The organism is Clostridium malenominatum (genome assembly GCF_039521365.1).
Lineage (GTDB): Bacteria > Bacillota > Clostridia > Clostridiales > Clostridiaceae > Clostridium_AW > Clostridium_AW malenominatum.
Window position 1 is genome coordinate 140911 of sequence record NZ_BAAACF010000001.1, and the last position, 13002, is coordinate 153912.

Sequence of the window (13002 nt, forward strand, 5' to 3'; positions counted from 1 at the left end):
ATATAATTTCAGAAGGGAAAAATAGAATGACTATAAAAATACTAAAAGGTAATATTATACATGCACCATCATCAGATAAGCTATCTGTTCATAAAGATAGTTTTCTTGTATCAAATGATGGTAAAATAGAAGGTGTTTATCAGGAAATTCCTGAAAAATACAAGGATATAGATATAAGTGATAAAGGTAATTCACTAATAATACCTAGCTTTTGTGATATGCATCTACATGCATCACAGTTTTATCAAAGGGGCATTGGTATGGATAGGCCTCTATTAGATTGGCTTGAAACGTATACATTCCCAAATGAAGCCAGATTTTCTGACAGTGAATATGCAAGGCGGGTGTATGAAGAATTTATTGAGGAAATAATTCGTCACGGTACACTTTCCTGTGCTATTTTTGCTACTGTACACTACGAGGCCACACATATACTTCTTGAGCTCTTAGAAAAAAAGGGAATTAACGCCTTCGTTGGAAAGCTTAATATGGATAATAATTGTCCTGATTATATTCGAGAGGATACAATGCAGTCTTATCTAGATACTGAGCGTTTTATCGTAGAACACAAGGATTATCAAACGGCAAAGCCAATAATTACACCGCGGTTTTCACCATCCTGTACAGAAGACCTCCATCAAAAGTTAGGTTTGCTTGCAGATAAGTATAATACACCAGTACAATCACATTTATGCGAATCTATACCAGAGATAGAATGGGTGAAACAATTGTTTCCATCATATAAAAACTATGGAGAGGTTTATGCAAAAAATCGCTTACTTGGAAATGTTCCAACTTTAATGGCACACTGCATCGAGCTAAATGATGATGAGATAGAACTTATGAAAAATGAGAATTGTATTGCAGTTCACTGCCCTGATTCAAATATTAATGTATCAAGCGGTATTATGCCTGCAGAGTACCTTATGAGGAATAATATTAAGGTAGCGCTTGGCAGTGATATAGGTGGTGGACACTCTGTGGCTTTATACAGGACAATGGCTAGTGCAATACAAACTTCAAAAGCACGTAAATATGCTTATAATGATAGTGGACATCTGACTGTTGCTCAGGTTTTATATATGGCAACAACAGTTGGCGGAAGCTTTTTCGGTAGGTTGGGAAACTTTAATGAAGGCTATGATTTTACAGCTCTTGTTATTGATGATAGTAATATATGCGGCTTTGAAATGGAACCAGAGGAAAGGCTGGAGAGATTCTTATATATTGGAGACGATAGAAATATTAAAGAAAGATATATTAAGGGCGTATATATTGCTATTTAAAGGTTTAATGCATCTATTTTCACCACGAAAGTTTATAAATACTAACACCTCGTAAGAACCCCGAGGGACGTAAACAAATTGTGAACAATTTGTTTTGCTAATGCTCAAAGAAGTCATAGAATAATTAATATAGATAATTGTCACATTCAAGAGGAAGTTGGAGATAAAGTAATTTCTATTACAAAAGACTGGATTAAAAAATATAATATAGAAACTTACCATGAAGAAACTCATAAGGGAATTATACGCATATTATGATAAGAAAAGCCTTTAAAACTGGGGGGAGTAATGGTGGTTATAGTTACAAGGGGAGAAGAGCTTCCTTATAAAAATGAATTTATAGATATGATGATTAAAAATATATCTGGATTAGTGAGTGTAATTCAAAACGTAAACAAGGATAAGACTAATGTGGTGTTAGGGCTTAAGAATAAAACTCTATGGGAAAAGGCACAATTGTAGATTACATAGGAAAGTACAAATTTAATATATCGCCTCTTTCATTTTTTCAAGTAAACCATGTGCAAACTGAAATATTATACGAAAAGGCTAAAAAGGTTTATGGAGTTCATTGTAGGAAAGTCAGAAGAAGTTATACCTATCCTTATAGATAAAGGCATAATAGCGGATGTGGTGGTAGTGGATCCCCCAAGAAAGGGCTGCGAAAAGTCTTTACTAGAGGCCATAGCTAAGAGCGAACCTAAGAGAATAGTTTACGTATCCTGCGATCCAGCTACTTTGGCTAGAGATTTAGGTATATTGGAAGAACTAGGATATAAGACCATGAAGGTACAGCCTGTGGATATGTTTCCTATGAGTAATCACATTGAGTGCGTAATACTACTACATCTGAAATGACTCTCACGTATTGCTCGCAACACATGAAATGCTCGCAATACGTGAAATTTTTTAATAACGATTAAATCGAGAATGGTTTTGCAAACTTCATATTTATCACAGTAAATATAGAAACTGGAAGGATATATTAAATTTCACTGTAATTGTTCTAGTACCAATTCGGAGAGGATTTTAATTCCTTGACTGATTTCCGCTAGTGTTGTATTCGAATAGGAGATACGTATATGCTGATTTGAGCGGAATTCGTACAAGTCTCCAGGATGGATGAGTACCTTACGATTTAATGCTTTCACAAAAAGCTGGTACATGGAGATTGGATAATTTAACTTTAGCCATATGAAATAACCGCCTTTCGGGATATTCCATGTGGCTATTTCATTAAAATGCTCATTTAATGCAGTAAGTGCGGTATCTCTTCTTACTTTGACTTTTTTTCTTAGAATTTCATTATGTTCTTTATATAAACCACTGGCAAATAATTCAGCAGCGACATTCTGGGAGAGGGAACTTGAGCCATAGTCAGACTGCATTTTAATATCGGATAGCCTTGCAATAACCTGTTCGGGTCCAACTATCCAGCCAATTCTAAGACCAGGACTTAAGTTTTTTGAAATGCCTCCAACATATAAAACAAGACCATTATTATCAAGTGCTTTCAATGGAGGAGGTGGGGAATCTTCAAACCAGATTTCACGATACACGTCGTCTTCGATGATTGGCAGCCCTTCCTTCTCACAAAAATGAATCAATTCTTTCCTCTTTTCCAGAGGCATAACTGTTCCTGTTGGATTATGGAACGTCGGAATAGTAAATAGAATAGAGCCCTGTTTACTTTTATGCCTTTCTGACAATTTCTTTATATTAATTCCTGTTTCTTCAAAAGGAATTCCTAATAACTGCATTCCAAAGGACTGAAATGTTCGTAGAGAATACAGATAGGACGGCTTTTCAAGATAAACAATAGAATTGGCATGCAAAAGACCAAGGGAAATTAGTTGTAAACCCTGCAAAGCACCGGAGGTAATTAAGATAGAAGACGGATTTGCTACAATTCCGATGGTTTTTAAGTAATTACAGATTTCTTTCCTTAAAAAGAGGGATCCTCTTGGTTCTTCATACCCTAATGGCTGTGATGAAACGGATAATTTCTTTAATATTCCTTGTATCTTTTCTTGTGGAATCAGTTCCGAAGCAGGTTCACACGAGCCCATACGTATCATTTCAGGGTCACTCTCTGCCTCGTTAATTTGCTGAATAATCATATGGTTTGGTTGATGGTTTCCGGATGAGATATAACCGTTCCAATTGTAGTTTTTATTCATTAGATTCCAGGTATTGTTAATAATTTTTGTTCCGCCACCGGTGTTGCCTTGAATAATTCCTTCAGCAGCTAATTCATCCATTGCTGCAATAATCGTACTCCGATTTACTGCGAACAATTTTGCAAGAGTTCTTTGACTAGGTAATTTTGTGCCAATCGACCATTCGTTTAATGTTATTTTTTCTTTGATATATCCAACAATTTGTAGATGCAACGGCATTGGATAGGTTTTATCTGGTCTCCAATTGATTTCGAACATTTAATACTCCTCCTGTCAATTAAATCTAATATAACATTTGGCTGGTTAAAAATCAACCATTGATGGCTGGAGACATAAGTGTTTTTTTTCAGTATAATGACGTCATACATGGCACCGTAGTTTAATTTAAAAGGAGGGTATGAATCATGAATTCAATAAGAATCATAAGTGACGATGATGTAGAACACATATTAGATCTTAAAAATACAATTTTGTGTGTGGAAAATGCGTATCAACAGAAAGCAAATAATAAGGCAACTATATTGCCGCTTGTTTCTGCTGATTTAGTTGAGGGAAAGGCGGATATGGATATAAAATCTGGAATTTATCAGGCTGAGAATTTATTTGGATTAAAACTTGTTGCCTGGTTTGGTGAAAATGAAATGCAGGGACTTCCTGCTTTAACAGGAATGACAATGGTGTTTGATTTGAAGAATGGCTTTCCGAGAGCACTGATTAATGCAAGACATTTAACAGCTATGCGTACTGGAGCAGCGGGTGCAGTTGGAATAAAATATCTTGCGAAAAAAAATGCGGAGGTTCTCGTAGTAGTAGGAACTGGTCATCAGGCAGTCTTTCAAATCGCAGCAACATTAACCGCTGTACCAACAATACGAAAAGTTTATCTTTACAATCCAAGAAATGAGGAAAAGGCGAAATTACTTCAAGAATCTATACGTACTAAATTAAGCAGAATAAGAAATGATATTTACGATTTGAAAAACGAGAAATGGATTCAAAGAATCGAAACGGTAGAATTTTCTGCAGTAAATAATATTGAATCAGCACTGAGTGAAACGGATGCAGTTATCACCATCACTCCTTCAAGTCAGGCATTGATTAGAAAGGAATGGGTAAAACCAGGAACACATATTAGCTGTATTGGGGCAGACCTACCAGGCAAACAGGAGTTAGATGAAACATTATTTAAAACTGTAAGAGTTTTTGTAGATGATGTAGGTCAGGCATCGAAGGTTGGTGAAATACAAACAGCAATTAGGTTAGGAATGGTACAGAAAGAATTGATAACAGAAATAGGAAATGTAATAAACGGAAATGAAAAGGGTCGCTTATCTAATAAAGATATCACGGTATTTGACAGCACAGGGATTGCGTTGCAGGATTTAGCTGTTGCGGATTATATATTAAAAATAGCAGAAGAAAAGAATATCGGAACGATTGTAAATTTATAAGGAGAATTGATTATGAAAGTAAACATATATAAATTAAATTCATTTGCTAAAACGAAAGAGGGTGGAAATGCAGCAGGTGTTGTGACTAATGCAGATTCATTATCGGAAAAGGAAATGAGAAAAATTGCTGCGATTCTAGGCTTTAGCGAAACCGCTTTTGTATTGCCATCAAACGTAGCAGACTTTAAAGTAAGATTCTTTACGCCAAAGGAAGAGGTTGATTTATGCGGTCATGCAACGATTGCAACCTTCTATACAATGGCAAGTCTGGGATTGTTAAAACCAGGTACGTATAAACAGGAGACCAAAGCCGGAATCTTGGGAATTGAAATTAAAGAAGATAACTCCATTATTATGAATCAACCGGTTCCTGTGTTTTCGGAAATCATAGATAAAGATGAAATTGCGGATTCATTGAATATCAAAGCTTCGCAAATGCCGGAAGATTTGTCGGTCCAAGTCGTATCAACAGGACTTCGGGATATTATGGTTCCCGTAAAAAGTATTAAGATTTTAAATGAAATTAAACCGGATATGGACAAAATTAAAAAAATTAGCCGAAAATACAATGCAGTTGGTTATCATGTTTTTGCCTTAGAATCCTTACATGGTTCGCACGCTAATTGCAGAAATTTTGCTCCATTATATGATATCCCAGAAGAATCGGCAACAGGAACCTCAAATGGTGCACTTGGATGCTATCTTTATCACTATGGAAAAATCAACAACCAGCAGACATCGAACATTGTATTTGAACAAGGTTATTACATGAAAAAGCCATCTGAAATTCTAGTATCGTTAACAGTAAAGGAAAACGAGATTCTCGAAGTCAAGGTTGGGGGGAAGGCAATGAATCTAGCTTTATCAGAAGTTGAAATATAGAAACGAAGCAAATGGGATATAATTACATTCAATTTTATAATGTTATAAGTTAAAAAAGATCCTACCATAAAGACTCCGCCATGATCTACGGGCATCTTTTTTGACCGCTCAAGGAATTGTGAAACTATTCGCTTGCTACATAAGAAATGGGGTGGAATCTTGAACTTTAGCAGAATATTAGAAAAACAAAAACTATATAAGGATTCTAGTGATAGAGGATGTTAGTTCAACAACATTAATAGGTTTTTTAATATAAAATTCTATTCCCTTTGCATATGCTTGGAACACAATTTCATTACAATACACTCCTGAAATCATAATAAAGGTAGCATTAGCTTTAGTTTTTTTTACTGTTTCCACAATGGATATTCAAAACTATCTTTTTTGATTTTAGTAAATTCACAATTGGAAGTAAGTACAAATAACAGGCAGCAAGTATGCAGCTTACAGGTGCAGATATAGTAGCAATTGGTACTGCAACGGCAATTGACCAAGGTATAAGTGGCGACACTACTACCGCTGTATCCTCTAAAGTGATAGCAAGTTCATTTTGATCCTTAATTATTTCTTTGCATAGTTGATGGGTAAGCATAATAGTCAAGGTCTGATTACAAGCAATCATACCTGCAAGTATAGAAGTCATAAGTGCACTGCTAAATGGTGTAAATCTATACGCCAACAAAGCAATATATTTTTTAGGTTTCTCTAGTAATCCAGTTCCGTCAAATATTCCAGAGTAGGTTGAAGAAATACAGACGATAGCAGAAACTTTTAACATAGAGATAATTCCACCCCCATCTATCATCGAAGCCAATTGCGGGTCTTTAGCCTGGTATCCTGTAATCATAATTCGTAGAAGTTCTAAAACATCCATCTGCTGGACAATAATACAAATAATACTTGCTGCCAAAATACTGATAATCATGATATATTTTACGTTTATAGTAAAGAGAGATAAAATAATCACTAGCACAGCAGGTAAAACAGTAACCCAATTCAGTATGAAATTCTCAGTAAACAAGTGTAGTATATCTAATGATGAAAAATCACCTTGCCCAACTATCCCAATTAATAGATAGAATATGCAAGTCACAATAAAGGGAATAATGGAGGTGTATATCATTTGCTTAATGTTTTGGAAAATATCGGTTTTTGTTAGTACACTAACTAGAAGCGCACTAGTAGACATAGGTGAGCACCTATCGCCAAAATAAATTCCAGATAGGATAGCTCCTCCAACAAAAATGGGATTTTCACCCATAATATTTCCTATCATCATGCAAATCACACCAATCGTTGCAGCTGTTCCAAATGCTGTACCTATCAGTACAGATACTAAACAATTAAGCAAGAAGGTTATCAAAATAAAGGCTGACGGTATAATCAATTTTGAGGAGCTATGGATAATCATTGGGATAGTCCCAGCACCACGCCATACAGCAGTAATTATTCCAATTAGTAAAAATACCAATAAAATATCCTTTACCTTCTGCACTCCCTCTAGAGACATCTGGATCATTTGAGAAATGCTATATTTTTTTATTAATCCGTAAATAAAAAAGAGAATATATCCTAAAAGTAAAGCATACAGGATTGAGCCACCAAGTAAAATTGACAAAAGCAGTCCCGTTATAAAAATTCCAAATATTATTATTTCCATCTTGTCATTCCCCCTTTCTTTATATTCTATACAAGGGAATAACAGTTGTCTAACTGATAATTTCAGTATATAATACAGTATTAATACTGTATTATATATTTGTAAAACTTTACTTGATTGAGAAAAGGAGGGTAATATGAACTTTTTAAGTATGAAGTATTTTTCCTATGTTGCCAAGGAACGAAGTTTTACAAAGGCGGCATCAAAGCTACATATCACGCAGCAGACGCTTAGTACGCACATTGGAACAATTGAAAAAGAATTGGGATGTAGACTTTTTATTCGGACTTCACCATTAGAACTGACATATGCTGGCAGAGTATTTTACAATTACGCAAAACAATATGAAAAGTTACGGATTTCAATGGAACATGAGTTTTTCGATATTAACTCTGAAAAGAAAGGTGTTCTACGTATCGGAATTGCCCATACTAGAGGGCGTATCATCATGCCAGAGCTTATTGGAAGCTATAAAGAAAAATATTCAAAAATGGAGATTCAAATCATAGAAACTGCAAATGATAATTTATGTCGACAATTATTAGATAATGAACTTGATTTAATAATTGCTAGTTTTTCGGACGATATACCTGAAATTGAAGTACAGCCATTTTACAGTGAAAAGATTGTTCTTCTTGTTCCAATTATTCTTTTACAAAACATTTATAGTGATAAGGCAGAAGAAATTATTCAAATTATACAGGAAACACAGAATATTTCCGCTCTTTCACAGTGTCCCTTTTTACTTAGTAACCAGGAAGACATTGCTGGTAAAATCGGGGAACGCATAATTTCCGATGCAATCTTTACTCCAAATATAAGTGTTCAATCTGGGAACATTGAGACGCTTTTGGAACTTTGTGCTCAAGGAGCTGGTGCTTGCTTTTGCCCAGATATCTTTGTTCATAGAATTCTGAGTTATGATAAACTGTCTAAGGTTCAGATGTTTCACTTTGATAATATTGGTGGTTACCAGATAAAGTTTGGATGGCTGAAGAAGCCATATCTTTGGAATGCGATTGTAGACTTTATTGAAATAGCATCCTTACAAAAACAAAAATTTTTGCGATAACAGATTTTCCTAAACTTTGCCTACCTAATGTTATTAATCTTTAATAATAATCATAATCCCATGAATCAGCGCCATACATTTAAATGCTTGGTTCTAGATATTAGACAAATCATATATGGCTGATAGATAATGATCTGAAGACAAGTGAGATTTTTAGATTAACTAAGGATACAGAAATTTAAGAGGTGAAATAATTCCTGTTAATATAGAAACAGTATTAGCTGAAAAAGTTGAAACGATTATCTCAAGGGACATTGCAAATACAAGAATAAGAGATTTCTATGATATTTTGTGGAAGGATATAGAAACTTTAGTAATGGAGTTGTGGGATATTAGGTCTAAGCAACAGTCATTTAAGGGGAAGGCTTACCAAAAAAATCATCATAGTCATGTGGAGACTTGTGTGTTGCTACAACGAAAAACGTTTCTGTGGTTATTGATATGGAGTGTGGAGATACAATAGAATAAAATTAAAAGTTATGAGATACTGTGGAAATGGTATCTCTTTTTATGCCTGGATGTTCACAAATCAGCGCCTATTTTGTGTGCAACAACTGGAAGATTGTCAAGAAATAGTATTGACAAATTTACTATTGAGTCCTATGATAAAATAGACATTAATATCTATTTTATCATAGGAGGTGACTTTAATGCCGCAGGTAAGTGAGAAATATCTGGAAGCACGAAAAAGTAAGATAGCAATAGCTTCCGTTAATGTTTTTGCTAAGAAAGGTTATTCTAATGCCACGATGAAAGACATTATGGATGAAGCCGAAATATCGAGGGGCGGTTTATACGCACATTTTGAAAATATTGATTCTGTTTTTCTAGCTGCCTTAAAATATGATGATTTTTTAAACATGAAATCAGTTTTAAGCCCTAATCCCAAAGAACCCTTATTACCGCAGTTAAAAGATTGGATTCAGAAAATAGTTTTGTCAGTACAAAATTCAGAAACGAATTTAGTACGTGCAAAATCAGAATTTTTCCTTTCACATGATGTTTCTGAAATTCCATATTTACGAGAAAGGCATGAAAAGCTTGCGAATGCTATTCAGTTATTCATTAATATGGGAATTGAGGCGGGAGAATTTAGAGATACAATTGATGTAAATTCTTTTTCTGAATTACTTATCGCAATGATTGATGGAATTATGTTACAACAATATAATCAATTTTGTTCCAGTGTTAAACTTTCTAAAATATTTGATTTACTGAATAATATGATTGAGAGTATTTTATCTTAAGGAGGATCATTCAATGTTTGAAAATGAAATCATAAAACTACGAAAATTATCACTCAATGATTACAATATTTATCATAATTGGCGTAACAACATAGAGGTCATGTATACCACAAGTCCCCAACTTGACACTTATACTTTAGAAGAAACGGAAGAATTCATTTCATCAATAATTTCTCAATCTAATGCAAAAAGCTATATAATTGAGCATAAAGAGAGTAATCAAGCGGTCGGTATTGTTTCTCTAAGTAATATTGATTATAAAAACCGTTCTGCTGAATGTATTATTGATATTGGAGTAAAAAACATGTGGGGAAAAGGTATTGGCGCGGCAGCTCTCTCTCTAATAATAGAGCTTGCATTTAGTGAACTTAACTTACATCGAATATCCCTGAAGGTGTTCTCGTTCAATGAAAGAGCAATTAAACTCTATGAGAAAATGGGATTTAAACGTGAAGGAATATTACGTCAGGCCTTCTATCGTGCCGGAAATTGGCATGATATCGTCATAATGAGTATTTTAAAGAACGAATATCTATCTGTTAGCTATAAATAAGCTCACACAGGAAGTCGTAGGAAAAATTACCTAAAAAGTGAAATTATAGACAGTGAATAAAACATCAGCTAAGCAGAGAGAATAAAAAAGGAAGCAACATGCTTCCTTTTTTATATGAAATACGATTAAAAATATATAATGTAATAGAAATGGTTTATAACAACCATTCTTCTGCTGTTAATGCGAGTTTTTGTAGCTCAACAAGAAACTGAGAAACATGGTAACCATCTGCAGCTGCATGATGGATTTGTACGGAAACTGGTAGTTGTACAGTATCTCCCTCCTCAAAGTATTTACCAAAGGTTATGATTGGAGAGAGAAATTGATTGTCTCCGAATAAGTTTAAATTAAATCCAGAAAAACTACTCCACGGAATGCAAGATACGGGAAAGTTGTTGAGCGGGCAATCCTTTTTAGGAAAGAAGCTGTGATCATTTCCGTACAAGTGCATATCCGCCTTATAATTTTGATAAAACACCTTAAATTCTTTCGAATATTCCGTCCAAAGCTCAGAAAAGGTATGTGTATCTTTATGAAAAACCGTATACGATGGGTGGACTTGTTCCCAGTATCCAACTTCTCCAGCTTCATTGACATAAGTTCGCAATTCCATTTGAGCATTTACCCCAACTGAGGCCATATACAAAACAATGGGATAAAACGCAAATTCCTTTGCCTTGCTCATGGTCAGAAGCTTTGTGATATCAATATTTTTTGTAATACTAAATCCGCATTTTACATGTTTAAAATAATGTTCAAAATGCTCTCGGCGATCCCACTGTTCCATGTTTATTTTATTAAATTTCATGATTATCCTCCTAAAAGTAAAATTAAATTTAACATTTAGGAGCTACCTTAACTGCCAGTTCCATATTTTCACCCCGTTTCGTGTAATTTAATATAGTATTATACCATGCAATCATATAAAAGTGTATTCTAATTACTGAAGTCAAAGTCGATTATTAAGAATAGCATTAAATATATGTGCATAAATATTCAATGATATATTTTCATACTTGTTTGTGGTATTATTTAATAAATCAGAATTTGTGAAGGAGATTAATAAGTGAATAATGATAGAAACTGGACAGTTTTATTTATTGGTGGAGCTTCGGGAACAGGCAAATCGAGCATTGCTTATGAAATTGCTCGATTTTATGGTGTGAATGTCTTAGAAGTAGATGATGTTCACCTATCTGTAGAAACGGTTACAACGAAGGAAAGTTTTCCTGCAATACATTATTGGAATACTGGTGTAAATTGGAAAAATATCGGAGTTGATGACAATGTAAACTGGTTGATTGATGTAAGTAAAGAAATGATTCCGGTATTGAAAGAGCTTGTAAACAGGCATATTGAAGATAAATTACCTATTATTATTGAGGGAGATTTTATCTATCCCGAGTTCACAAAGTCTTTTGAGAATCCAGAGGTAAAATCAATTTTTGTGAATGAAACAGATATTAATCAAATATTACAGAATTATTTATCAAGAGAAGGTGGCGATTTACAACATTACAGAGCTGAAATAAGTATTGCATATGGGAAGTGGATAACAGATACTTGTAATCAGAATGGTATTAGAGTGATTGAGTCAAGACCTTGGGATACTGTTTTAACAAGAGCTCTAAAAAGTTTATTGTGATGCAAGTGATTTGGTTTTTCTATCTAGAGTGAGAGAATTAAGAAAAATGCTAAACTCATAAATTCCAATTTGTCTTTTAGCACCTAAACAAGCTAAATATCTAAGATTTCTCTCCTGCGTTATAGGATTGCAGTGGTGATAAGAAGAAATAAGACGGTTTAACCACAATATCTTGAGGTTTTCAAGCGAAAAACGAGAAAAAATCGGGCTCAAAAAGTGCATTTTTACACTCGCTTTTATACGGCCTCATCAAGAAAATATATGCCACAAGTATAATTCCGACGCATCATGCGAGCGCGACCCAAGGTTACCCCAACTTTAGATATGCAAATTTGATGGTTGGGGTGTAATTTTTATAAAAAAATTAGTTACTCGGTCCAAATAAGCCATAAAAAAACAATTTACCTAAATCACTTTGAACTTTTTTACTTGAATTAGAATGTAGTGCCTTATTGATTGCATGAATATAAATTAGAAGTGATTCAGAAGAAATTTCACTGTGTAGATCTCCCTCTAATTTACCTTGTTTGATTAAGTTCATAAATAAAGGAACGGTTTTATTTTTTCCATACTCATCAAGGAAATTTTGAATTATTGGATCATTTATAAACTCAATTTGATTAAAGATTTCATTAAAGTTATTGCCTGCTTCACTTGAAATAAAATGCATCGTATTAACCTTTTCCCTAAAAGAAAGATCACTTGCAACTAATGCTTCCAAATCACTCATTATACCATCCATCATGTTAAAGAAGGCCAGTCTTGCCAAATTTTCTTTGCTTTGAAAAAAATTATAAATACTGACTTGAGAAACATTAGCTTTTTTTGCTATTTCAGCAATACTAACATTTTTTATACCGTGCATTGAAAAGAGCTGGAGAGCCGCATTTAAAATATCTTTCTTTTTGTTTTCTCTACGGATTTCAAAGCCATTCATAAAATTCACCTCAATATAAATATAACAAGCATTATGAAATATATCAAGATAATATTTCATAAGTATATTGACATGATATATTTGTTAAT

At 34.0% G+C, this 13002-nt stretch carries 12 protein-coding genes and 1 pseudogene; 9 read left to right on the top strand and 4 right to left on the bottom strand.

Annotated elements, in window-relative coordinates; translation table 11 throughout:
• Window positions 1-26 precede the first annotated feature (26 nt).
• Both ABDZ69_RS00770 and ABDZ69_RS00775 read left to right on the top strand, forming a co-directional pair.
• Window positions 27-1286 carry an amidohydrolase family protein gene (locus ABDZ69_RS00770; RefSeq protein WP_343765420.1) on the top strand — a complete coding sequence of 420 codons (1260 nt, stop codon included), beginning with the start codon at window positions 27-29 and terminating at the stop codon, window positions 1284-1286.
• A gap of 102 nt (window positions 1287-1388) precedes the next feature.
• A pseudogene (locus tag ABDZ69_RS00775) lies at window positions 1389-2144 on the top strand (class I SAM-dependent RNA methyltransferase family protein); the annotation flags it as partial.
• 134 nt (window positions 2145-2278) lie between these two features.
• Here ABDZ69_RS00775 and ABDZ69_RS00780 read toward each other — a convergent pair.
• The gene (locus ABDZ69_RS00780) at window positions 2279-3724 is read right to left on the bottom strand and encodes an aminotransferase-like domain-containing protein (protein ID WP_343765422.1); all 1446 of its coding nucleotides are present in this window, start codon (window positions 3722-3724) and stop codon (window positions 2279-2281) included.
• A 146-nt stretch (window positions 3725-3870) separates the two neighbouring features.
• Here ABDZ69_RS00780 and ABDZ69_RS00785 point away from each other — a divergent pair, with 146 nt between their 5' ends.
• Window positions 3871-4917, top strand: coding sequence for an ornithine cyclodeaminase family protein (locus tag ABDZ69_RS00785; protein WP_343765424.1), 1047 nt, complete (start codon window positions 3871-3873; stop codon window positions 4915-4917).
• A gap of 12 nt (window positions 4918-4929) precedes the next feature.
• On the top strand, window positions 4930-5799 hold the full coding sequence (locus tag ABDZ69_RS00790; protein ID WP_343765427.1) for a PhzF family phenazine biosynthesis protein: 870 nt from the start codon (window positions 4930-4932) through the stop codon (window positions 5797-5799).
• Between the two features lie 337 nt (window positions 5800-6136).
• Here the strand turns inward: ABDZ69_RS00790 and ABDZ69_RS00795 are convergent, their stop codons facing one another.
• The gene (locus ABDZ69_RS00795; RefSeq protein ID WP_343765430.1) at window positions 6137-7459 is read right to left on the bottom strand and encodes a Na+/H+ antiporter NhaC family protein; all 1323 of its coding nucleotides are present in this window, start codon (window positions 7457-7459) and stop codon (window positions 6137-6139) included.
• 136 nt (window positions 7460-7595) lie between these two features.
• Between ABDZ69_RS00795 and ABDZ69_RS00800 the strand changes: the two genes are divergently transcribed.
• The 4 genes from ABDZ69_RS00800 (at window position 7596) to ABDZ69_RS00815 (ending at window position 10331) form a co-directional block, all read left to right on the top strand.
• Window positions 7596-8531 (top strand): LysR family transcriptional regulator, encoded by a 936-nt coding sequence (locus ABDZ69_RS00800; protein WP_343765433.1) that lies wholly within the window; start codon window positions 7596-7598, stop codon window positions 8529-8531.
• Between the two features lie 205 nt (window positions 8532-8736).
• The gene (locus ABDZ69_RS17085; RefSeq protein WP_425544635.1) at window positions 8737-8994 is read left to right on the top strand and encodes a nucleotidyl transferase AbiEii/AbiGii toxin family protein; all 258 of its coding nucleotides are present in this window, start codon (window positions 8737-8739) and stop codon (window positions 8992-8994) included.
• Between the two features lie 187 nt (window positions 8995-9181).
• Window positions 9182-9778 carry a TetR/AcrR family transcriptional regulator gene (locus tag ABDZ69_RS00810; protein ID WP_343765436.1) on the top strand — a complete coding sequence of 199 codons (597 nt, stop codon included), beginning with the start codon at window positions 9182-9184 and terminating at the stop codon, window positions 9776-9778.
• A gap of 13 nt (window positions 9779-9791) precedes the next feature.
• The gene (locus ABDZ69_RS00815) at window positions 9792-10331 is read left to right on the top strand and encodes a GNAT family N-acetyltransferase (RefSeq protein WP_343765438.1); all 540 of its coding nucleotides are present in this window, start codon (window positions 9792-9794) and stop codon (window positions 10329-10331) included.
• A gap of 154 nt (window positions 10332-10485) precedes the next feature.
• Here the strand turns inward: ABDZ69_RS00815 and catA are convergent, their stop codons facing one another.
• Window positions 10486-11139, bottom strand: a complete 654-nt coding sequence (catA, locus tag ABDZ69_RS00820) for a type A chloramphenicol O-acetyltransferase (RefSeq protein WP_343765439.1) — start codon at window positions 11137-11139, stop codon at window positions 10486-10488.
• A 258-nt stretch (window positions 11140-11397) separates the two neighbouring features.
• Here catA and ABDZ69_RS00825 point away from each other — a divergent pair, with 258 nt between their 5' ends.
• Window positions 11398-11976 (top strand): hypothetical protein, encoded by a 579-nt coding sequence (locus ABDZ69_RS00825; protein ID WP_343765440.1) that lies wholly within the window; start codon window positions 11398-11400, stop codon window positions 11974-11976.
• A gap of 364 nt (window positions 11977-12340) precedes the next feature.
• Here ABDZ69_RS00825 and ABDZ69_RS00830 read toward each other — a convergent pair whose 3' ends face one another.
• A complete protein-coding gene (locus tag ABDZ69_RS00830) occupies window positions 12341-12913 on the bottom strand; it encodes a TetR/AcrR family transcriptional regulator (protein ID WP_343765442.1) in 573 nt (190 codons plus the stop codon).
• Between the last annotated feature and the right edge of the window lie 89 nt (window positions 12914-13002).

Excerpts from the sequence above, each read along its gene's own strand:
- ABDZ69_RS00770 (WP_343765420.1), top strand. The coding sequence starts at position 27 with ATGACTATAAAAATACTAAAAGGTAATATTATACATGCACCATCATCA.
- ABDZ69_RS00780 (WP_343765422.1), bottom strand. The coding sequence starts at position 3,724 with ATGTTCGAAATCAATTGGAGACCAGATAAAACCTATCCAATGCCGTTG.
- ABDZ69_RS00785 (WP_343765424.1), top strand. The coding sequence starts at position 3,871 with ATGAATTCAATAAGAATCATAAGTGACGATGATGTAGAACACATATTA.
- ABDZ69_RS00790 (WP_343765427.1), top strand. The coding sequence starts at position 4,930 with ATGAAAGTAAACATATATAAATTAAATTCATTTGCTAAAACGAAAGAG.
- ABDZ69_RS00795 (WP_343765430.1), bottom strand. The coding sequence starts at position 7,459 with ATGGAAATAATAATATTTGGAATTTTTATAACGGGACTGCTTTTGTCA.
- ABDZ69_RS00800 (WP_343765433.1), top strand. The coding sequence starts at position 7,596 with ATGAACTTTTTAAGTATGAAGTATTTTTCCTATGTTGCCAAGGAACGA.
- ABDZ69_RS00810 (WP_343765436.1), top strand. The coding sequence starts at position 9,182 with ATGCCGCAGGTAAGTGAGAAATATCTGGAAGCACGAAAAAGTAAGATA.
- ABDZ69_RS00815 (WP_343765438.1), top strand. The coding sequence starts at position 9,792 with ATGTTTGAAAATGAAATCATAAAACTACGAAAATTATCACTCAATGAT.
- catA (WP_343765439.1), bottom strand. The coding sequence starts at position 11,139 with ATGAAATTTAATAAAATAAACATGGAACAGTGGGATCGCCGAGAGCAT.
- ABDZ69_RS00830 (WP_343765442.1), bottom strand. The coding sequence starts at position 12,913 with ATGAATGGCTTTGAAATCCGTAGAGAAAACAAAAAGAAAGATATTTTA.